This window comes from Dyadobacter sp. CECT 9275 (assembly GCF_907164905.1).
Classification (GTDB): domain Bacteria; phylum Bacteroidota; class Bacteroidia; order Cytophagales; family Spirosomataceae; genus Dyadobacter; species Dyadobacter helix.
Map to the genome: position 1 here is coordinate 1,298,777 of NZ_CAJRAF010000002.1, position 21,787 is coordinate 1,320,563.

General features: G+C 46.4%; 13 protein-coding genes. 8 read left to right on the plus strand and 5 right to left on the minus strand.

Annotated features, from left to right (window positions below; translation table 11 throughout):
* Nucleotides 1-14 precede the first annotated feature (14 nt).
* From KOE27_RS13555 to KOE27_RS13570, 4 genes are all read right to left on the minus strand, one after another.
* Nucleotides 15-1,289, minus strand: coding sequence for a hypothetical protein (locus KOE27_RS13555; protein ID WP_215239398.1), 1,275 nt, complete (start codon nt 1,287-1,289; stop codon nt 15-17).
* Nucleotides 1,290-1,348: 59 nt separating this feature from the next.
* A complete protein-coding gene (locus KOE27_RS13560) occupies nt 1,349-2,038 on the minus strand; it encodes an SH3 domain-containing protein (protein WP_215239399.1) in 690 nt (229 codons plus the stop codon).
* 242 nt (nt 2,039-2,280) lie between these two features.
* Nucleotides 2,281-4,374, minus strand: a complete 2,094-nt coding sequence (locus tag KOE27_RS13565; RefSeq protein ID WP_215239400.1) for a tetratricopeptide repeat-containing sensor histidine kinase — start codon at nt 4,372-4,374, stop codon at nt 2,281-2,283.
* Nucleotides 4,375-4,376: 2 nt separating this feature from the next.
* Nucleotides 4,377-5,096, minus strand: coding sequence for a LytR/AlgR family response regulator transcription factor (locus KOE27_RS13570; RefSeq protein ID WP_215239401.1), 720 nt, complete (start codon nt 5,094-5,096; stop codon nt 4,377-4,379).
* A 286-nt stretch (nt 5,097-5,382) separates the two neighbouring features.
* Here KOE27_RS13570 and KOE27_RS13575 point away from each other — a divergent pair, with 286 nt between their 5' ends.
* From KOE27_RS13575 to KOE27_RS13600, 6 genes are all read left to right on the plus strand, one after another.
* On the plus strand, nt 5,383-5,979 hold the full coding sequence (locus tag KOE27_RS13575) for an RNA polymerase sigma factor (RefSeq protein ID WP_215239402.1): 597 nt from the start codon (nt 5,383-5,385) through the stop codon (nt 5,977-5,979).
* 132 nt (nt 5,980-6,111) lie between these two features.
* The gene (locus KOE27_RS13580) at nt 6,112-7,326 is read left to right on the plus strand and encodes a FecR family protein (RefSeq protein ID WP_215239403.1); all 1,215 of its coding nucleotides are present in this window, start codon (nt 6,112-6,114) and stop codon (nt 7,324-7,326) included.
* A 312-nt stretch (nt 7,327-7,638) separates the two neighbouring features.
* Entirely contained in the window at nt 7,639-11,184 is a 3,546-nt protein-coding gene (locus KOE27_RS13585) for a SusC/RagA family TonB-linked outer membrane protein (protein ID WP_215239404.1), read from the plus strand.
* Nucleotides 11,185-11,199: 15 nt separating this feature from the next.
* Nucleotides 11,200-12,774, plus strand: a complete 1,575-nt coding sequence (locus KOE27_RS13590) for a SusD/RagB family nutrient-binding outer membrane lipoprotein (RefSeq protein WP_215239405.1) — start codon at nt 11,200-11,202, stop codon at nt 12,772-12,774.
* A 120-nt stretch (nt 12,775-12,894) separates the two neighbouring features.
* A complete protein-coding gene (locus KOE27_RS13595) occupies nt 12,895-14,187 on the plus strand; it encodes an amidohydrolase/deacetylase family metallohydrolase (protein WP_215239406.1) in 1,293 nt (430 codons plus the stop codon).
* 45 nt (nt 14,188-14,232) lie between these two features.
* A complete protein-coding gene (locus KOE27_RS13600) occupies nt 14,233-15,903 on the plus strand; it encodes a selenocysteine synthase (protein WP_215239407.1) in 1,671 nt (556 codons plus the stop codon).
* A 98-nt stretch (nt 15,904-16,001) separates the two neighbouring features.
* Here the strand turns inward: KOE27_RS13600 and KOE27_RS13605 are convergent, their stop codons facing one another.
* Entirely contained in the window at nt 16,002-16,313 is a 312-nt protein-coding gene (locus KOE27_RS13605; RefSeq protein WP_215239408.1) for an EthD family reductase, read from the minus strand.
* Nucleotides 16,314-16,780: 467 nt separating this feature from the next.
* Here KOE27_RS13605 and KOE27_RS13610 point away from each other — a divergent pair, with 467 nt between their 5' ends.
* Together KOE27_RS13610 and KOE27_RS13615 are read left to right on the plus strand one after the other, a co-directional pair.
* Nucleotides 16,781-20,107, plus strand: a complete 3,327-nt coding sequence (locus KOE27_RS13610) for a SusC/RagA family TonB-linked outer membrane protein (RefSeq protein ID WP_215239409.1) — start codon at nt 16,781-16,783, stop codon at nt 20,105-20,107.
* Nucleotides 20,108-20,127: 20 nt separating this feature from the next.
* Nucleotides 20,128-21,717: a SusD/RagB family nutrient-binding outer membrane lipoprotein gene (locus KOE27_RS13615; RefSeq protein WP_310590066.1), complete on the plus strand. Its 1,590-nt coding sequence runs from the start codon at nt 20,128-20,130 to the stop codon at nt 21,715-21,717.
* Nucleotides 21,718-21,787: the final 70 nt, after the last annotated feature.

Sequence of the window (21,787 nt, forward strand, 5' to 3'; positions counted from 1 at the left end):
ATTTATAATTGGATTTATTTCTTTTCGAGGTAAATATAGAACTTGGCAATTTTGGGCTGCATGGCGGTCACGTGGCTGGTGGATACGTCGGTGAGCAGCTTTTCCAGATTGAGGGTTTTGCCATACGCAACACTATCGACAGACGCTGAACTAATGTCCTTAACCCATTGAGGCATCGTAAGCGGGACGGTATTGTCCAACGTGAAATACACGGCATAAGAATACTTTCCCTCAGGGTCGTTATTGGTTATTTCCAGGTCCGAAGTGAGCTTAGCACCTGAGATTTTAACATTGCTTATTTTAACTTCTCCATCCGCGGCAACCGAATCTTTTTCTGACGCCGTCCGCTTAAAAACCTGTGCTTTAATATTGGCAGCACCATATCCCGGCGTCAGCTGATCCTTCTGCAAGATCAGCTCCAGGTGAGCCAGTCCATGTGTTTCTCTTTCTTTCATCGTGAAGGCAAACACATTGCCGTACTTTTCATAGGCCTTTTTGGGAAGGCTGCTTTTATTAATCTGCTTGCTTTGCCTGTCCTTTTCCAGATTCACCTCAAAACTTTGCGTTGGCTTGTTGGCAAATACCAGGAACTGATCTCCGGTGATGTAGGGCTTGTTTCTTAAACTCCTGAACAGCAGATCAATATTTGTTTGATCACCAAACACCAGTGCAAACAGCGTACGCTGTTTGTCAACTTTTATGCGCCTGAGGCCCTGTCCAAGGTCTCCCACAGAGCCATTAAAATCGCTTGTCACACCGGCAACACCCACTTCAATACCTTTTTCAATGCATTTATCCTTGATGGTTCTAACCACTGCGTTGATGTCGTTATTGCTGTAAAACAAATCAGTGATAAACACACTGACGCGCTGAGAAGTAGTATTCCTGATGGCATTGGCAAAGTCTGTCTTGTTATTGATTGTCCCGTCCGTGAAAATCGTTTTCTCATTTTTGGCAGAAACAAACTCTTCCCTGGAAATACTGTCCACCCGGCTTCCATACTTATAATATTTAATATCGGTTTCCCGCCAGGTATTCTGACAGGTGGCTTCTATATCATCGATGAACCTTCCAAAATTACTCTGCCCTGGCACCGAAAATCCTTCCATTGACCCGGTGACGTCCAGGTAAACATCTACGTTTAATGTTGCAGTACTTGCTGGTTTGTTTTCTGTGATTTCCGATTTGTCAAAATTCCACTCTACAGGATCATGGTCTCCACCACCACCGCATCCAAACAAAACTATTGCGAGAAATATAAAAATATTGAAGCGAAAAACTTTATGCATAATAGGTCAGGGAAAGTGTTAGCACAATTTAAGCGTTTTTAATAACAATGAGCATTTAACTATAAGAGTAAATTTTCGGACACATACCCTATCTCACCCGAATCCAGCGTCTGCACTTTCAACCATCCCTTTTTCCTTCCCAGTTTTAAGAGCAAATCCCCGTGTTGAAGCTGCTGCCGGATTTTAGATGAAGTACTTGCCTCCGACCTCAGATTCGCCCTCCCGGCAGTAACGCGTACAAATTGTGCTCCCTCCGGAATTTCAACAGCATAATTATATTCCCGAAAACCAGTATTGGTAACATGGTCCGGCGTTTTCTTGACCGGCAAATCCACAACTACCTCTTTTACAACAGGATCTACAACTTTCGCAACCTCGAAAGAATCTGGGTCCGCCGGTTCCGTACCACTTCTATCGTCTATCAACTCTGATCGTTTTTGCGGTTTGGGGCTGGATACCAGGCCCGAAGATGGGCGGGATAAATGGCTGCCCGTTGTTTTTCTTTTCTTTGGATGGGATGCCGCCGGACTATTTTTGTTTACAACCGCACGCGGGATATAACACACGGCACAGCTGCCACCATTCACAGCACAATGTTTGCAGTATACACAGGTGCTACATCCCGAACAAAATGAATTACTACCGGAGCAGCGCCTGAAAATATGATGGAAATCAAATTCCGGAAGTTTTAACAACCCTGTGGTACCAAAGGAAATACCCAACAAAGAGAGTAACAATATCTTTTTCACGCTGAGGGAGGAAGGGATCAGTACCAATTACTTCACAATGTAGGATAAACTTTTTAAACATTAAACTTATATGATTTAACCAAATGGTAATGCCAAAAAATTTGATCACCCTATATTCTTATTACAAAATCTGTTAAAGGATATTACAACCATTTCAGGAACGGTTAGGGTTATCAGTGCATGAAATTCGCGAAAATCAACGACGCATTTTGTTGACAGACTACCGCCAAATGACAAAAAACTCAGAACGAAACCAATGCCCGGGTAACCTGGGGAGCAGGATTTTCAAAACTGATCCTTAGGCCCGTTTTTGCGGAGAGTTCGTCTACAAGCCTTAGCCCAAGTCCTGACAAACTTTGTTCGGTATCCGCCCGGGATAAAATATCCAGATACTGTTCCTGACCAAACGCGCCCTCATTTTCAATTGAAAGAACCTTTCTGCCTGCATTTTGAGAAAAGGCGATACTGATTACCTCCCCGTTTCCTGAAGCTCTAATAGCATTCTGGAGCAGGTTTCTCAGAATTGTCTGAAGATAATAAGGGTCGGTAGATACGATGGTTTCCGGGGTGATCTGGTTATCGATCCTAAGATTTTTTGCTTCAATATTCAGCTGTAAAAGTTTCAGACATTGCTCGGCAACAATAAAGACATCTGTTGGCTGAATGTTGGTTTTAAACTCGTTCATCTGGGTTTTGGACCAAAGCAGCAGGTCTTCCATCGTCTCCAGGAGTGAACCGGTGGCTGTTTGTATCTTTGTGCTGAGCTCCGATTTCTGCGTTTCGCTAAGCAGTTTCGGATTAAGCTGCTGCAGTTTCAGAAACTGGTATACCTGACTGATCGGGGAGCGCAGATCATGACTGATAATACTGAAGAGCTTGGCCTTGGTTTGGTTGGCTTCCTGGAGTTTCCCAATAACACCGGCCAGTTCACTGTTTTTCAGATCCAGTATCTGTGCATTTTTCCTTTTGTTCCGATAAATAATACCGAGCAGAGCCAATGAAAAGACCATCAATCCTAAACCGGTACTTAACCACAACCGTTGTTTTTTTGCATCGGTTATCTGTATGTTTTTCAGTTCGATCTGCTGCTGCTTGTCTTTATTCTGATACAGTGCTTCGGCATCGGCGATACTTTTTTTGGACGCCTCCAGGTAGAGCGAATCCCGCAGGGGGATATACTTTTCGTAATAATCATTGGCCTGTTTCCATTGTCCGGTGGCAGCATAACACCGTGCCAGCGATTTGAGCAGTTCAACATATATCTGCGGGCCGGAGTCAGCACAAAGTGGCTCTGAAGCTACCAGCAATGGCAACGCCTTTTTGTATTCTTTTTTTGCCAGGTACACTTCCCCCTGCATGTATTTGACCTGGGACATCAGAAAATCGTCTGCCCAGTCGGCGGCCAGCTCGTTTGCCCTTGTGATGTACAAATAAGCGCTGTCAATCTTATGCTGGCTCAGATAATAATCCGTGAAACCAAGATCCAGGGCAATTTTGTTGAACCGGCCACGGATCAGTTTACTGGCGGGATCTATCATGCGTGCCACACTGTCGTAGTAGACCCTTGCCATGCCAAGATTTTTCATGCTCAGATATACGTCCGTCATGTCCTTGTAATAATGCGACAGATACGTCTTGTTCCTCACAATATACCCCCTGGCTTCCTTACTATAGGCAAGCCCTTTTTCCGGCTGGTTCAGTTCGATATAAAGTTCGGCCAGGTTCATCAGGTTGGAAACAATCACTTCCCTGTCCTTTATTTCACCGCTGTTGATCAGTTTTTTCTTTAATGCAATGGCCTGAAGCAAATATTTAACCTGAATTTCATACTCTCCCTTTAAAGTATAATAATTGGCAACGGTAGCGTACAGCGCTATTTTATCCCTTTCAGACCGGGTGGTATCAATAATTCCCAGTACTTCTTTCAGCGCTGCTTCCACCTTTTTGGTGTGGCCTGCCACATTATTGTACATAAAAAGAAGCCTGTTGAGCGACCGGCTGATCCTCACCGGGCTCTTCGCCTTTCTGGCGTAAGCCAGTCCTTTTTCGTGATAATAGAAGGTACTGTCTCCTAGGAGGTATTCCTCTGCTACGCCAAGATTAAAATTAAACAGCGCGAGGTAATAATTGTTCGTCGCCGGAACCATACGCAAAGCATAAGCGGCCACTCGTTTTTCCTGCTCGTAATCCTCCTGCTCTATCAGAGAATCGCAAATATGCGACAGTGCTTCCAGCTTGGCGGGTATGGTTTTATATGCTTTCAGGTCCGGCATGGCCTGTGCCGATATTTCTGATACCCCTGCAAGTGTGATAAGCAAAATCAGGAAAATTCTCATCGCTACAATTTGAGCTTGGCTACGGTGGAACGGTAAGTTTTCCCGACCGGGATCACTGTATTATTACAAATCAGCTCCGAATTTCTCAGCTCAGTGATATGCCCCAGGGAAACCGCGTAACTGCGGTGAACCCTCACAAACAGGCTAGGCGCAAGCTGTTCCATGAAAAAGGAAAGGGACGATAAGGTGAGGTAGTTTTTTCTGGTAGTCACAATTTTGGTGTAGTCCTGCATGGCTTCCAGGTACACAATTTCCCTTTGCGGCAATTTAATCCGGTTATATCCCTCCTTGATACTCAGCGTGTCCTGCTCAAACATCATCTCGTATGCCTCAGATTTCTGTTTCATATCCCAGTAATCACAGATCCGGCGGACCGTCTGGGCAAATCGTTCCTCGGTAAGCGGTTTCAGGATATAATCCAGCGCCGACAGCTCATAACCATCCAGAGCAAATTCAAGGTGGGAAGTAATGAATACAGCCATGGGCACCTGGCTTCTGATTTTCCTCAGCAGATCTATTCCGCTGGTTCCGGGCATTTCAACATCCAGAAACACCAGGTCGGGCTTTATGTACTGCACGGCTTCGTAACCCTCCAGAGCCATATTGAAAGTACCGCAGTCCTGTAGAAACGGATAGGATTTGGAGTACTCTGAAATAAAAAGTAAATCCAGTGGATTGTCGTCAATGGCAATAAATCGAATTTTAGCAGGGGTGCCCGTCATCACAACGTTGAAATTTAAATATTACGCCAATTTAACCAAAAGCTTTCTGTTGCAGCATCATAGCTAATTAAAAAGATTAAACGGTCAGGATTTCTCCGGACAGGCATCCAAAACACTGCTTTGCTCCCGTCCCAGGACCAGATGAATGCCACATTCATGATTATTTTGCATTTTGACTAAAAAATGAAAGGTGTACCAACATTTTGTTTAGATAAAAGCAATATTTTATTAACTTTAATTTTCCGAACCGCCTGCAGGGTTTGTTACCTATTTTACCTGATCTGACGTGCCTCTGAAAGTTGTCTACAATGAGCTGGAGTTACTTGAAAAAGTAGCACAAGGAGATGAACAAGCATTCTCCAGTATATTCTATATGTTCCATCAGGAACTAGGTGACTACGTGCTCAGGCTGACCAAATCATTACCGCTCACAGAGGAAATCGTCCAGGACATTTTCCTGAAACTCTGGACACGCCGTGAACAGCTTGCCGGTATACAGAACTTCCGAGCCTACCTGTTTACTGCTACGCGCAATCATGCTTTTAATATACTGCGGAACGAGGCGCGTAAGGCTATTCTGTATCAGAATTGGGTATCTGAACTGCCGCATTCAGAGGATCCCGATGCCGTCCAGGATCATGAAAAATACTATTCCTTCCTTGAAGCAGCCATTGCCCACCTCGCTCCCCAGCAGCAAAAAGTGTGGCGTATGAGCCGGGAGGACGGTATGAAACATGAAGAAATAGCCGAAAATCTCCAGCTTTCCAAAGAAACCGTAAAACGGCATATCAGCCTGGCTATGGCCTCCATTTCCAGGTATGTTAAAAACAACGCAGGAAACGTTTTAAGAATTTACCTGATCACCCGCACAATCTTCTCCTGACCTCTGAAACGCCGTCGGCCTGAGTTTCAGACAAAATTCCATTATTTTAAAAAATTTCAAAAATAAATTTCTTCCTATTGACCCTTTACCCAATTTTATGTGTCTTCTACATAAAAACGGGAAATATATCTCATGGACAGTAATCGCACAACTTATCTTTTTTACCGGCATTTTGATGAAACTGCCACGGAGGAAGAAAAGCTGGAACTTGCAGCATTACTGGAAAACTCTGAAAATGAAGCGCTCATCAAACAGTTGATGGAAGAGGCATGGCAATCTTTTTTTTCTGGCCGTCAGGTTTTTCCCGAGCAAAAGAGCAGGCGGATACTGAATAACATACTGAACAGTAACAACCGGCCGGAACAACCTGATTACGAAGAAGAAACCCAGACACTTCTATGGAGACGTATATCCATAGCAGTAAGTATACTTCTGGTTATCGGCACGAGTTTGTATTACTGGGCCAAAACGCCATCTTCCTTGCCAGCGGAAGTCGTCAGGACGTCCGGAGTCTCTGATATTGAGCCGGGTGGAAACAAAGCGTTACTTACCCTATCAGATGGAAGCACCATTTTACTGGATAACGCCTCCGAAGGCGAATTGACCAGGCAGGGCAATGTTTCGGTGATCAAAATTGGGAAAGGACAGCTTGCGTATAAAGTTACAAATACAGGGAAAGATGCACAGCCTGCCTACAACATCTTGAAAACACCACGCGGAGGGCAATACAACGTGGTGTTGCCGGATGGCAGCAAAGTATGGCTGAATGCAGCCTCCTCTATCCGTTATCCTACAGTGTTTGATGAGCACGTCAGAAGTGTTGAGATTAACGGCGAAGCATATTTTGAAATAAACACTGTTTACCGCAAGTCCCTCGCAAGCCAGGGCAAGGTACCATTTATGGTAAAAGTAAATGATGTTGAAGTAGAGGTACTTGGAACGCATTTTAATATAAATGCCTACGGAGACGAAGAAGCCGTGGAAACAACGCTGTTGGAAGGTTCGGTGAGAATCAGGAAGGGTGATAGAAAAAGTCTGCTAAAACCCGGCCAGCAGGCAAGTATATTGGAAAAATCAGTAGCGATAACTATCAAAAACGTGGATGTGCAACAATCCGTTGCCTGGAAAAACGGGTATTTCCGGTTTAATAAAACCGGCCTTCCCGAAATTATGCGGCAGCTTACCAAATGGTACGACGTAACTGTCCGATATGAAGGAAAGCTGCCCGACAGAAAATTCAGCGGGGAGATACCCCGAAGTGCTACCCTGTCGCAAGTACTGGAAATACTGGAAGTAAGCAAAGTACACCTGAATGTGGAAGGCAAAGAAATTGTGCTGAAGCCTTAGGCGGAGGAACGAGTTAATAGTAAACAGTTTATAGTCAACAGTTTACAGCACCGAGTTAATCTAAGTCATTATTATTATACCATAACAACCTAACTAAAAAAATTATGAAAACATTTTCTCCTCCCTGATTCTCCCGAAAATTTATCAGACCAGATGCAAAACAAAAAAATCAGGAGCGTTGGCCCGCCCCTGATTAAGCTCCCAAGTGTAAGTTGGGATATGTCTGGGCTCTCTTTTTCCCTTCCGGCAAGCCGGCTGGGAGTATTGTACCTATTCGCTTACAATTGACAACAGTTAACCCAAATCTCACAAATGTATAGAAAACTATGCTCTTACGAAAAGGGCCATGGAAGGTCTTACGAAAACTTTAATATCGTTAAGATAGTGAAACTTTCTGTTATCCTGATAATTCTCGCCTGCCTGCATGTACATGCCGCAAGTTACTCCCAAAAAGTAACCCTTGCAGGCAATAATCTTGCGCTGGTAAAAGTATTTGATATCCTGAAAAAGCAGTCGGGATATACCTTTTTCTATGACGATGCCCTTCTGCGGCAAACCTCCTCGGTCAATATTAACGTCAGGAACATCACGCTGGAAAAGGCACTGGACCTTTGCCTGGCGGGCCAGTCGCTCACCTATTCAATCGTTGGCAAAACGGTGGTAATCAAGGCAATGAAAACCAAAAGAACCATTGAAGAAGAAACCTACATCCGGGAGGAAAGTATCAGACCGGTGTTCGTCGGCAATGTGCAGTCCATCGGTATGCCTACCGTGATGCCGCTCCCTGCAAAGGAAATTACCGGAAAGGTACTGGATGAAAAAAAAGAACCGCTGCCTGGAGTGAGTGTGGTAGTGAAGGGTACATCCACGGGTACTGTCACAGATATTACAGGCCAGTTTAAAATTTCCCTGCCGAGCCAGGGTGGTACCCTGATCTTCAGTTTTGTAGGTTATGAAAGCCAGGAAATCCCGATCGGTAACGAAAGCATGCTGGATGTTCAGCTCAAACCGTCTGAGCACGCCCTTACCGAAGTAGTAGTCACTGCTTTTGGTATATCCAAGGAAAAAAAGGCCCTTACCTATGCGGTAAGTGAAGTTCGCGGAGAAGAATTTACCCAGGCACGGGATAACAACATTGCCAGTGCGCTGACGGGCAAAATTGCTGGTGTGGATGCCACGCAGATCAACGCAGGCCCTGGCGGTTCGAGCCGGGTGATTATCCGGGGAAATAATTCCCTGAGCGGATCCAACCCCAATCAGCAGCCCCTGTATGTGGTAAACGGTCTGCCGATCAATAACTCCAACAATGGCGCCAGCCAGAATACCTCCGGGTTGAATATTGACCGCGGTGACGGGATTTCGATGATCAACCCCGATGATATCGAAAGCATATCAGTCCTTAAAGGTGGTGCGGCCGCGGCCCTCTACGGAAGCCAGGCTGCCAACGGGGTAATCCTAATCACCACCAAGTCGGGGCGCGCACAGAAAGGCGTGGGTGTAGAGTTCAACTCCGTTGCGACCGTAGGAACCCCCAGTGAATTTCCAAATTTCCAAAACCAGTATGGGCAGGGACAGAACGGCAACATCCCGAAAACAGTAGCCGAAGCGCAGGCATCGGGCCGCTTATCTTATGGCGCAAAGGTTGACCCCTCCCTGCAGTATATGCAGGTGGATGGCAAGATGCACCCTTACGCGCCCATCAGCGTGAAAGACAATATCAAAAATTTCTATCGGAACAGTACCGATATCACCAATACCATCGCTTTCACAGCAGGTACTGAGGCCGTCAACGGCAGACTATCTATTTCAGACCTGCGATCCAGGAGTATGCAGCCCAATTCCTCCTACGGAAGACAGACAGCCAACCTGGCACTGATGGCCAAGCTTGGCAAAAACGATCTCTTCGTGGTTAAATCCGATGTGCAGTACAATATCGTAAAGGGAACAAACAGGCCCACCGTGGGCTATGCCGAAATGAATGCTGCATGGCCGGTTTACCTGGTTGCGAACACTGTAGATATCCGCAATCTGGCACCGGGGTATAACCTGGAAACCGGAAGAGAGTTGGCCTGGAACCCTGCCCCCGAAGCTCCGAATCCATATTTTATTGTAAACAAGATGGGGAACAATGATCAGACCAAACGGTACATCGCTTCCACCAGCGTACAGATGAACCTGACGAAAAACCTGTTTTTAATGGCAAAAGGCCAGCGCGACTTCCAGTATTACGAACGTTCGGATTTTGTACCAATCGGGAAAAACTCACAGCCCTTTGGTGCGCTTAATACCAGCAACGGCAACCAGCAGATCACCAACCTGCAGGCTACCATCAATTACAATGGTTCGTTTCTGGAAAATTTTGGTTTAACCGCCATGGCCGGTGCCAATCAGGAAAGAGCTACTTTTATTAACAATAACCTCAACGGAATCAATTTCGTAATCCCCGATTTTATCAGCCTCACAAACCTCACTACCATTACCACGACAGCAACCAGCACTCCGGCATATCACACAGAAAGCAGGACTGGTACCAATTCCCTTTTTGCATCCGCAGACCTGGATTACAGCCGGATGCTCTTTCTGTCCTTCACAGGAAGGCAGGATTGGTTTTCAACGCTGAACCCGGGGCATAACTCGATTTTCTATCCATCGGTAGGCGCCTCCGCCGTACTTTCCGAGATGATCAGTATGCCGCAGAAAATCAGTTTCCTGAAGTTGCGCGGATCATGGGCGCGGGTGGGCAGTGCCACGGTCAATGCCGGACAGGTGAATCAAACCTATTCCATTTCTACCACCAACGGCTACAACCTTCCGGCACAGAATGTATCGTCCAGGCTGCCAACACCCAACCTGAAACCTCTGACGGTAACTACCTCGGAAATTGGTTTTGATGCGAAATTCTTCCGCAGCCGTCTGGGACTTGATTTTACTTATTACAGCAAAGTAACAACGAATGACATCGTGGGTGTAAATATTTCAGAAGCCAGCGGATTTACTGGCGGCAATGTCAATATAGGCAAGGTAACCAACAGAGGTGTGGAGATACTGCTGACAGGCAACCCTATCAAAACCAATGACTTCAAATGGGATATCACCTTAAACTATGCTTACAATAAAAGTAAAATTGTAGAGCTGGCACCCACGGTTGCGGAGATTTCACTGGGTAACGGCATCCAGGGTGCCAGGATTGTGAACCGCCCGGGCCTCCCCTACGGTACGGTCATGGTGATCAGGCCCAAAACGATGCCAGACGGGACACCTATTTATAACTCGGTAAGTCACTTCCCCGAGGGCGAAGAAATCCCTTTTGGTGTAGGAAATCCCCCGCATACGCTGGGATTAACCAATACTTTCAAGTACAAAAATTTCTCTCTGAACGTATTGCTGGATGGCAAATTTGGTGCAGTTGGTTACAACAACCTGATGTTCTACGCCACACGGTTTGGCCTGACGCCCATGACCTTACCGGGCCGCGAAACAGGTCTGCAGCTCGAGGGGGTAGACCAGAAAGGTGACTCTTTCAGCTACCTGTGGACTCCTGCCAATATCCAGGCTTACTACAACCAGTTGGGAAGGGGATACTCAGCACTCTACACCTATAAAACTGATTTTGTAAAAGTGCGCCGTGTGGTACTAAACTACAATATCCCTTCCAGCATATTACGGCATGTAAAAATCCAGGCCGCCTCCGTGGCGCTGGTAGCGAGCAACCTTTTCATTCTTTACCGCGACAAACGCGTGAAGGATGCGGGTCTGGATCCTGAGTTTCAGGAGTCGGTAACCAATGCGCAAGGAACCGGTGGCGTGAACATGCCCAGAACGCGGAATATTGGTGTTAACCTGATGTTGAAATTTTAATTTCCTACAAGAGCAATGGACAAAAACTTTTATAAAATCATATACAGGGTAGCCGTACTAGGCTTTATGGCCGCCCTTTCGGCCTGTAACAGTGATGCGCTGACCGACCTGAACAACGATCCGAACCGCATTAATTATGTAATCCCGGGTTATCTTTTTACGCAGATCGAGCTGAACATGCCACAGCAAAGAATTGCACTACAACAGGGTATGCAGTATGTGGCCACCTATAAGGATGTACCGGATATCGGCGGTAAGCAGTTTGACTATATCCCGGGATTTACCTACGCCATTTATTCCTCGCAGTTCAATGCCATCAAACAGTGTATGGATGCATTGACCTCACCCGCCGACGTGAATAAAATTGCGCTCTGCCGCATCATAAGAGCATACGGGTACCATATCCTAACGGATGCCACCGGTGACGTCCCCTATTCTGACGCTTCCCAGGCCTTAAATAATGTATTAAAACCAAAGTACGATACGCAACAGGCCATTTACACGGATATGCTCAAAGAGCTGGATGAGGCTGCTGCGTCACTGACTGCCGCCCAGCCAACGTTCGGTTCCGCAGATGTGTTCTATAACGGGGACATTACAAAATGGAAAAAATTTGCTTATACACTAATGCTTCGTCTGTCGATGCGTTTATCCAACAAAGATGCGGCCACTGCAAAAAAATACGCCCTGATCGCCATCAACGGCGGTGTAATGTCAGAAACAACTGATATCGCTTATCTGAAGTACAGTGCCACCAGTACCAACCCGAGGGCTCCGTATACCGAATACCAGGCTGTACAGGATCCCGACAATGCGCAGGGTCAGAAGCTTTCCAGCACCCTTATCAATCAATTCAAAACTACACGTGACCCGCGTACGTATGTTCTTTCCGTGGTCTGGACAAAAACAGGCTCAACTTACGTAGCAGATACCACCATGGCCAGCCAGAAAGGAATGGTACCCGGTTCAATACTGGGCTATCCAGCCGACTTCCCAACCTATTCCGAATTTTCACCGATCTGGTGGAACCGCGACACATCGCCGCTGATCGTGCTCGGGCCGGCGGAGGCGCAGCTTCTGATAGCGGAAGCGGTGCTGAGAGGCTGGTACACAGGTACCACCGAAAAAGCCGCCTATGACCTGGCCGTTACCCGTGCCATGCAGCAGTGGGCACTATGGCCCAATGTACCTTCGCTGTCTCCTAATAACAGCACCATCTCCCAGCAAAGGATCACGGATTACCTCACCACTGGTTATCCCTACAAAACCAACGGCACTTTCGAAGAGCGGCTTGAGCAGATATCAACCCAGAAATGGCTGTCGCTTTTGGGAGACGACCATGAGGTATGGTCCAACTGGAGACGCACCGGATATCCCCGGTTCAATTTCAAAAACTGGCAGGGAAACCAGGCTTATCCGGGCTCTGTGACAGGCGGTGAAATGTTCAGAAGACTACCCTATCCTGATGAAAGAGCAACGAACAACGAAAATCAGCAGGCGGCTCTGGCCCGTCAGGGGTTCCCGCTCGACCCCAGTATAAAGGCCCAGAGCGATGCCTTACTGGGCAGAGTTTGGTGGGATAAACCGTAAGAAAAATTAATAATGGGATCAGTTCAGCTTTATCGGACTGATCCCATTATCTTAATACCGCTGTTTATGTTTCCGGAAGTTTAACCGCAATACCCTTTTTTAAACCTTAACCGTTAAAGTATGAGCCTGAAAACCTTCATTTTTATTACAACCCTCTGTATTTTTTCCTCGACCGTTTGGGCTCAGAAAAAGTATAGTATCATCATCAAAGGTGGTCATGTGATTGACCCTAAAAATAATATTGATGGGATTATGGATGTTGCCATTGAGGGAACACCCGGCGGCGAGGATGGCAAAATTGCGCTGGTAGCAAAAGATATCGACAAAAACCTGGCTGCACAGGTGGTAAACGCAAAAGGCCTGTATGTGACACCCGGATTAATTGATATCCATGTACACTTTTTTGCCGGAACGGATCCGAAAGGGACTTACCGCAATGGCCCCAACAGCCTGCCCCCCGACGGCTTTACCTTCCGTACCGGTGTTACCACCGTTGTGGATGCGGGAAGCTCAGGCTGGAAGACTTTTGAGACATTTAAAAAACAAACGATCGATATTTCTAAAACCAGAGTATTGGCAATGCTCAATATTGTTGGCGAAGGAATGGCGGGAGGAAAGTTTGAGAACAGCCTGGAAGAAATGGATGCCGCCAAAACCGCCGAAATGGCTAAAAAATACCCACAAGACATCGTGGGCGTTAAACTGGCCCATTTTTCGGGTCACGACTGGACACCCACAGACCGTGCCCTGGAGGCAGGCAAGCTGGCCAACATTCCCATCATGGTAGACTTTGGCGGGGCTAATCCTGTACTTCCGCTGGAAGAACTCTACCTTAAAAAATTCAGAAAAGGGGATATCTACACGCACTGTTTTGGCGGAAACAGTAATAACAGCGGAAGAGGCCGAGAATCCATTGTAGATGTATCCGTAAATAAAGTCAAACCTTATGTACTGGAAGCGCAGAAAAAAGGGGTCATTTTTGATGTGGGTTTCGGAGGTTCAAGTTTTTTGCTGGCACAAGGTCGGCCTGCTATCAGGCAGGGTTTTCTTCCCAACTCGATCAGTACTGACCTGCACACCGGCAGTATGAACAATGCAATGAAAGATATGAATAACATTATGTCGTTATTTATGGCCATGGGAATGGATTTCAAAAGCGTTATTGCCGCCAGTACCTGGAATCCTGCCCGGGAGATCAAAAGAGAAGATCTGGGAAACCTCTCGGTTGGCTCGGTTGCGGACATTGCCGTATTCAATCTGCGAAAAGGCAAGTTTGGTTTTTACGCAAGAGACGGCAAAATAGAAGGGAATAAAAGGCTCGAAACGGAGCTGACGATCAGGGCCGGCAATATTGTTTATACACTCAATGCACTGGTTGACCCCATCAACCTGCCCCGACCAAGCCGCAACTGACCACAGTACCCCATAGGAAAGTTAAATTCAATTAAATATAAAATCATGAAACGCAGAGATATTCTCAAGGCTCTTCCGCTTGCCGGTGGGGTTGTCGGCAGCATGGAGGCTTTGGCCGGAAACGACAAACCCATGAACTGGTTTAAAAAAGCAGCCGCAAATGTCACAGCAGTACAGGGGCCATTAAAAGCTGGTCCGCAGATATACCAGTCTATCGGTGTAGAACCGATCATCAATTGCCGCGGTACTTTCACCATTATAGGAGCATCCATAGAACTGCCGGAAGTGAGGCAGGCCATGGAGTATGCCTGTCAGTACAATGTGCAGATTGATGAACTTGCCTTTGGTGTGGGGCAGCGGCTTGCGGAAATTACCGGTGCCGAATGGGGCATGGTTTCGGCGGGCTGCGCGGCGGGCATGAATGAGGTAACAGCAGGCGTTATCGCAGGCGGGAACCCTGAAAAACTGATCAGAATTCCAAATCTTGAAGGATTTGAAAAGACCGAAGTCATTATTCCCCGATCGTCGCGGAATGTGTATGACCATGCCATTCGTAACTGCGGTGTAAAAATCATCACCGTTGATACCATTGAAGAATTTCAGAATGCATTGAATCCCCGCACGGCCATGATCTACATGATGCCGGGCGCTGCACCCTGGTCTGTTGAGAATCTTGCAAAACTGGCGAAACCTTTCAATGTCCCCATCCTGGTGGATGCCGCCGCCGAACGCCTTACGATACCCAATATCCATCTTCAGGCTGGTGCCGCGGTGGTAGCCTATAGTGGAGGCAAAGTACTGCGCGGGCCGCAGTGTGCAGGACTTCTGCTTGGAAACAAAGACATTCTCATGTCGGCATGGCAGGCAAGTGCGCCGCACCACGGGCCTTGCCGGGATAACAAAATCGGACGGGAAGAAATAATAGGTATGCTTGCTGCGGTGGAAACATGGGCCACCCGTGACCACAAGGCTGAGATGAAAACCTGGGTTTCCTGGCTTGAAACTATTTCGAAAAAAGTATCTGGCATCAACAGTGTCCAGGTTAACCTGCGTGACCCTGAAGAGGGTGCCTTGAATAACGCCACGCCTAACCTTACCATTACCTGGGACCCTGCCAAACTGAATATTACGGGGCAGGAAGTTGCAGACGAGTTATCAACCACCAAACCAAGGATTGCCGTGGGAACCGGGTTCCGCAGGGGAGCGGCCGCAACTTCAGGACCCGCCACAACTTCCATATCCATTGCTTCCTATATGATGGGACCTGGAAACGACAAAATTGTGGCCGAACGTGTGCATGAAATTCTTACCCGCAAGCGCAGTGCTCCAAAAGCTGCCGTTGAAATGAAGACACCGGCAGCGGATATCAGCGGGCGCTGGGAGGTGAGTATCGACTTTTATACCAGCAAAAGCAAACATACCTTCTTTATAGAAAAACAGGATTCCAACTGGCTCACTGGCACCCACAAGGGGGAATTTGCTACCAGAGAACTCGTGGGCAATATTGACGGCGACGAAGTGCGGTTCCAGAGCCGGTACAGCGTCCCGGGGGACAACCTTGTCATGACTTTTTACGGGAAACTTTCCGGTGATACCATTACCGGTGAAATAGATATGGTAGAATATGTAACTGCCAAATTTACCGCCAAAAAAACGGCCTATCCTACCGGGCGCCAGCGGATAAATATTCCAGCAGGCAGACCTTTGTCAACTTAACCTTCTGGGAACCCCATCTGCTAAAACTCCTGAAAGTCTGATGATTTTCAGGAGTTTTACTTTAAACGGAAGACCAGATACCTTCAGGCTGTGGCGGCCTACAATACCTTGCTGATCTGCATCACGGGAACCACACTGGTGAAATTCGGGATGTCCGAAAGGAGCTCCATCCCATGCTGTTCCAACGCGCTTTCCAGTTTTTCCGGATCCGGAAAAAAGATACCGCAAATCACGGTATAGCTGGCACTTGTCCCCGGTGAGCCGCCAGCCACACCCTCTTCTACTTCCACTTTAATCAAACCTTCGGGGCCTAAAAGCGCTTTGACCAACGGGGTATGGGTATTGATATAGTAATCCATATCAAAATTATCTTCGGCACTATTCGGATAAAGAACTGTAAGTTTGACCATGATGATGCTGGATAGATAAGATTTTGACCTAAAATTAACATTTTTCTTAAATGTCCTGCGTGTTATAATTTCATACACCCATTAGGTATGACTGGCTGCTGATTCCTCGCTCCTGCCGGAACCCTTCAGGATTAACCATCGCTCACAACCTAAAAGAAGCATAATTTCATGCAATAACGTTTTAGAACCAAGCACCAAAAGAATAGCCGACGGTAACAGGTCATCATACCTATAAATGCACGCAGGATAGTATATGTTTAAAACAAAAATTCTATAATAGAAACTTTGGCAGTTAGTCCAAAGAGAAGATATTTTACTCCCCGAGACGGGAATAAGCAACATATTATTATGTTTTTTTTATTTGACTGAGTCATATATTAAAATAATTTATTAATATTGTGTTAAATTTTAATTAACGTCTGGAATTGCATCTCCAGGCTTATAACCAAATTAACTATAACTTAACTATGGGAAAAAGTTTACACAGGCTTATTATCATGTTGATGATATTGAGCAGCCCTGTTTTCGCTCAAACGATTACAGGAACAGTTAACTCTAAAACCGACGGATCCGCGCTGCCTGGCGTTTCCGTTTTGGTAAAAGGGACTACAAATGGGACGACGACCGATGCGGCCGGAAAATTCAGCATCGCTGCGTCTCCTTCCAACAGCCTGGTTTTTTCTTTCATCGGGTACAAAAATGTTGAAGTACTGGTTGGAAGCCAATCTGTTGTGAATCTTACAATGGAAGAGGATGCGGCAATGCTTAACGAGGTGGTTGTTACTGCACTTGGTATTTCCAAGGATCAACGTGCCCTGGGTTATTCCACTGCCGTGGTAAACAACGAGGCGCTGGTAAAAACCGCTTCTCCCAACTTTGCAAACGCATTGTATGGAAAAGCACCCGGGGTAAACATCAGTACAACACCCGGCGGTGCAACCAGTGGTGTGGCTATCAACATCCGTGGTTTTGCTTCTATTACAGGTAACACGCAGCCTTTGATCGTGATGGACGGTATCCCCATCCGTAACGGAAACTTCAACAACGGCGACTACTGGGGCGACCAGCGTATCCGCGGTAACGGACTTTTGGATTTGAACCCTGCCGATATCGAGAACGTTTCTATTCTGAAGGGTGCATCTGCGGCTGCACTGTACGGATCTGAAGCGGTGAACGGGGTGGTTTTGGTAACAACCAAAACCGGAAAAGGCAAAAAGGGACTGGGTGTGGATTTCAGTGCGAGCTACAGCATGGACAAAATCGCATACCTGCCACGTTATCAGGATGTGAGAGGCCCTGGTTATATGCTCAATTATAGCAATGGCGGCCAGGACGAAGCCGGTTTTATTTACTACGATACCAATGGTGATGGTGTAGGTGACACCAGAGGTTTGCTTAGTGCGACCGTAAACTACGGTCCAAAGTTTGATGGAAAGCCTGTCATGGCTTTTGACGGAAAAATCAGACCTTATTCTCCATCAGGCAACAGCTACGCAGATTTGTTTCAGAATGCATCAAGTTCCAACGTCAACCTGGCTATTTCAAAAGTAAGCGATAATTCAACCATGCGCTTTTCTTTCACACGTCAGGACAACGGAATGATCAGCTATGCAGCTAAAAACAGCAAAAACATTGCGAACCTGAATGCCAGCTTCAACCTGAACAAAAAGCTTAAGACGGATCTGTTGATCAACTATGTGAACCAGCATACCCACAATCGTCCTTACAAGGTGGATCGGATGATCAACAACTTCACCGGGATGATGAACCGCTTTGAATCCGCTGACTGGTATAAGGCTACGTATAAAACAAGCCTGGGTTACAAATATGTAACAGGTACCAACCAAAGCTTGACCCCTAACGAAAACATTATTCGCAATGGTTTCAAAGGAGACATCGCAGATTATATGTGGAGTACGCGGGAAGACAAATATGACGAATACTCGGACCGTATCATTGCAGCTGTTACCCAAAACTGGGAGATCACCAAAGAATTGAGCCTTCGCGGCCGTATCGGTACAGACTTTACGCTGGAAAGAATTGAATCCAAAAACCGCAGTGCAATACCGCTGGCATTTGGCTATTCAGGTGGTTTTGGGATGAATAATAATCTTTACAACAGCTTGTACGGTGACGCCCTTTTGAAATACACCAAGGCCATTAACTCCGACATCACGGTGTCAGCTATGGCGGGTTACACTGCAACAAAGGCGCTAAGCACCTTGCAGGGAACAAGTACCAACGGCGGCTTGAGTACTGAGAACTTCTTTGACCTAGCCGCTTCTGTTAATAATCTGAGTGCAAGCAGCCAGCGCCTGCGGGAATTAAAGGATGCGTATATCGGGACATTGAATTTTGACTACAAAAACTTCTTCTTTGTTGAAGCAACTGGCAGGAGAGACCGTACCTCAAGACTGGCACCAGGAAATAATTCATTCTTTTATCCATCGGTGAATGCGAGTTTGGTATTTTCAGATGTATTTAATCTGCCAGCATTTTTCAGCTATGGTAAACTACGCGGATCATGGGGTATTGTGGGTAACTACCCGAACATTTATCAGGCTAATGTTTCCTACAACCAGGGATCGTATGCTATTCAGCAGACAGGCGGATCGTCCGTTCTTTACACTAACTTGAGTTCTACCGTAGGTAATGACAAAATACGCCCGGAACAAAAACATGAGATTGAATTTGGTTTGGAAACGAAATTTTTCAACAACCGTTTCGGCGTCGATCTTTCCTACTACAACGCACAGATTGTAGATCAGATCCTGCCGTTGTCGATCGCATCAACAACCGGAGGAACATCTATTCTGGCCAACATCGGTACGCTGAGGAACCAGGGTGTGGAGCTTCAACTGACTTATTCACCCATCAAAGGAACCAGCTTGAACGACCTTAATTGGGATATTATTCTGAACTTGTCGAAAAACAGCAACAAGGTAGAGAAACTGGCGAATGGATCGAGAGAATTGCTGCATGCAGATTTTGACGGTAACGCAGCACAGGTAAGATCCGTAGTGGGCCAGCCTATGGGAGATATTTATGCTCATGGCATCCTTAAAAACGCAAACGGAGAAAAAGTGGTAGGCCCGAACGGTCTGTACCAACTGGATGGAGCCAACTGGATCAAAGTAGGTAACGCCATGCCGAAACTGACCGGTGGATTGTTGAACAGCATCCAGTACAAAGGGTTCTCTCTTGACCTGACAACTGATTTCCGTTTTGGAGGCCACATTATGCCAACGGGTATCAACTGGCTTACATCCAGAGGGCTTACTGAGGAAAGCTTGAATGCGATGGATGCCGAGCACGGAGGTTTGAGATATTACATTGATGCCAATGGCAAAGGGGTTGCTCTGCCAGGTACTGCCAGCGCGCCAGACGGAAGAAAAGTATACAACGATGGTATGCTGATGGATGGAGTATTGGCCAGCGGAGAAAAGAATACCAACGTGGTGAACAATGGTCTCTATTACAATGCGACTTATAACTGGGGTGGTCCTCAATACGGTAATGCTCGTTATGAGTTGTTCGTGAAGAAAAACAGTTTCATCAAAATGAGAGAGATTTCTCTTGCATACCGCCTGCCGGCTCATATCACAAGCAAATTCGGCTCACAAAATGTTTCGCTATCCGTGTTTGGACGTAACCTGTTCTTCATTTACAGAACGATCAAAGATCTGGATGCAGAACAGACTGTTTCGGGTTCCAACTGGGTTAACAATATTAACAATGCCGGAGCAAACCCTTCATTCCGTACAATGGGTGTGATGCTGAGAGCTAGTTTCTAATTTCTAAAAAGAAGATGAAAATGAAAAAGATATCATTATTCGTATTATCAGGGCTTTTGCTGATTGCGGTTTCATGTAAAGAATCGGAATTTACCGAGCGCTACGCCGACCCTGCGAAAGTTTCGCAGACAACGATTGAAAAACAGTACACGGGGTTTCTTGGTGCTGCCAATGACTATATTCTCCCTAAGTACTGGAATTATTTTGTGGCTTTGCGGACAAGCCTCTTACGCTACACCCAGGCCGTAGGCTGGCCCAATGACCAGGGACAATATGTACCCGGCTCATCAGGTGTAGAAAGTGTATGGTTCAACTATTACAACGTGTTGGCCCAATATCGGGAGTTGCAAAAGGTATATGCCACTGCTTCTGCTGACGAACAGAAGGAAAAGCGTATTTTCCTGTTAACGGCTACGGTATACCTGTACGATTATACACAGAGAATCATTGATTTATACGGCGATATCCCTTTTTTGAAAGCGGGGATGTTGAGCACCAACGGTGGCGACTACGAGGCTTCTGCCGCTCCTTTCGACGGGGCAGATGTACTTTATACCAAAATGCTGGATGAGCTGAAGGCCATGTCTGCCGAGCTGAATACCATTACGCTGAACGTAGGTTATCAGAAATCATTCACCACTCAGGATTACATCAATAAAGGTGATCTGACAAAATGGAAACGTTATACCAACTCGCTACGTCTGAGAATGCTCAACCGTGTATCGGGTGCGGCTGCTTTCAGTACACGTGCCAATGCGGAAATGGCGGAGATCCTTGGAAATTCTGCTACTTACCCGGTTGTGGATGCGAACGACCAGAACATCCAGATCAATATTTTCAATGTAAATACACCAATTAACATCGACGATTTCCAGGGCGGACTGGAAGGTACTGGTTGGTATGCCAACACAGCAGGTAAAAAGATGATCGATCACATGAATACCAATGCTGACCCCCGCCTACCGGTCTTGTTTGAACCGGGTGAAAAGGCTGGTGGTACATTCACCGGAATCGATCCTCTGGCTACCAATGCCGATCAGACATTGCAAACCAATGGCGGTCTCATTGCGATTTACAACCGCTTTACGATCAGCCGGAACAAATTCCTGTTCGGTACGATTTTCAATGCTGCACAGGTAAGTCTGATCAAAGCGGAATACTACCTGCGTACGGGTAACGATGCTTCGGCTAAGACAGCATACGAAACAGCTATCAGCCAGTCGGTGAAATACTATAATGGTATCCTTGCGCTGAGCAACGCAACAGGTGTAGCCATACCGGTTGCAGCCACAGACGCGCAGATTGCTACCTATATCGCTGCGGACGGAATCGCCTGGGCGAAAGCGACCAGCAGTGCTGAGAAACTTTCATTGATCGCCAATCAGAAGTGGATTCACTTTAACATTCTTCAGTCTTATGAAAACTGGGCTGAAATGAGAAGACTGGACCTGCCTGTTCTTTCTTTTGTGACAGACGCAAGCAACAACCAGACTTTGCCACCGGTAAGATGGAACTATCCTAACAACGAGATCACCTACAACAATGCCAACTATAGGCTGGTCGCAGATAAGGATAAACTGACTACTAAGATTTTCTGGGATGTGAAATAGTCTTTGACAACAATCACATCGTAGACCTTATAGTTTTTTGATTTAGTTAATAGTATAAATAGGCAAGCCG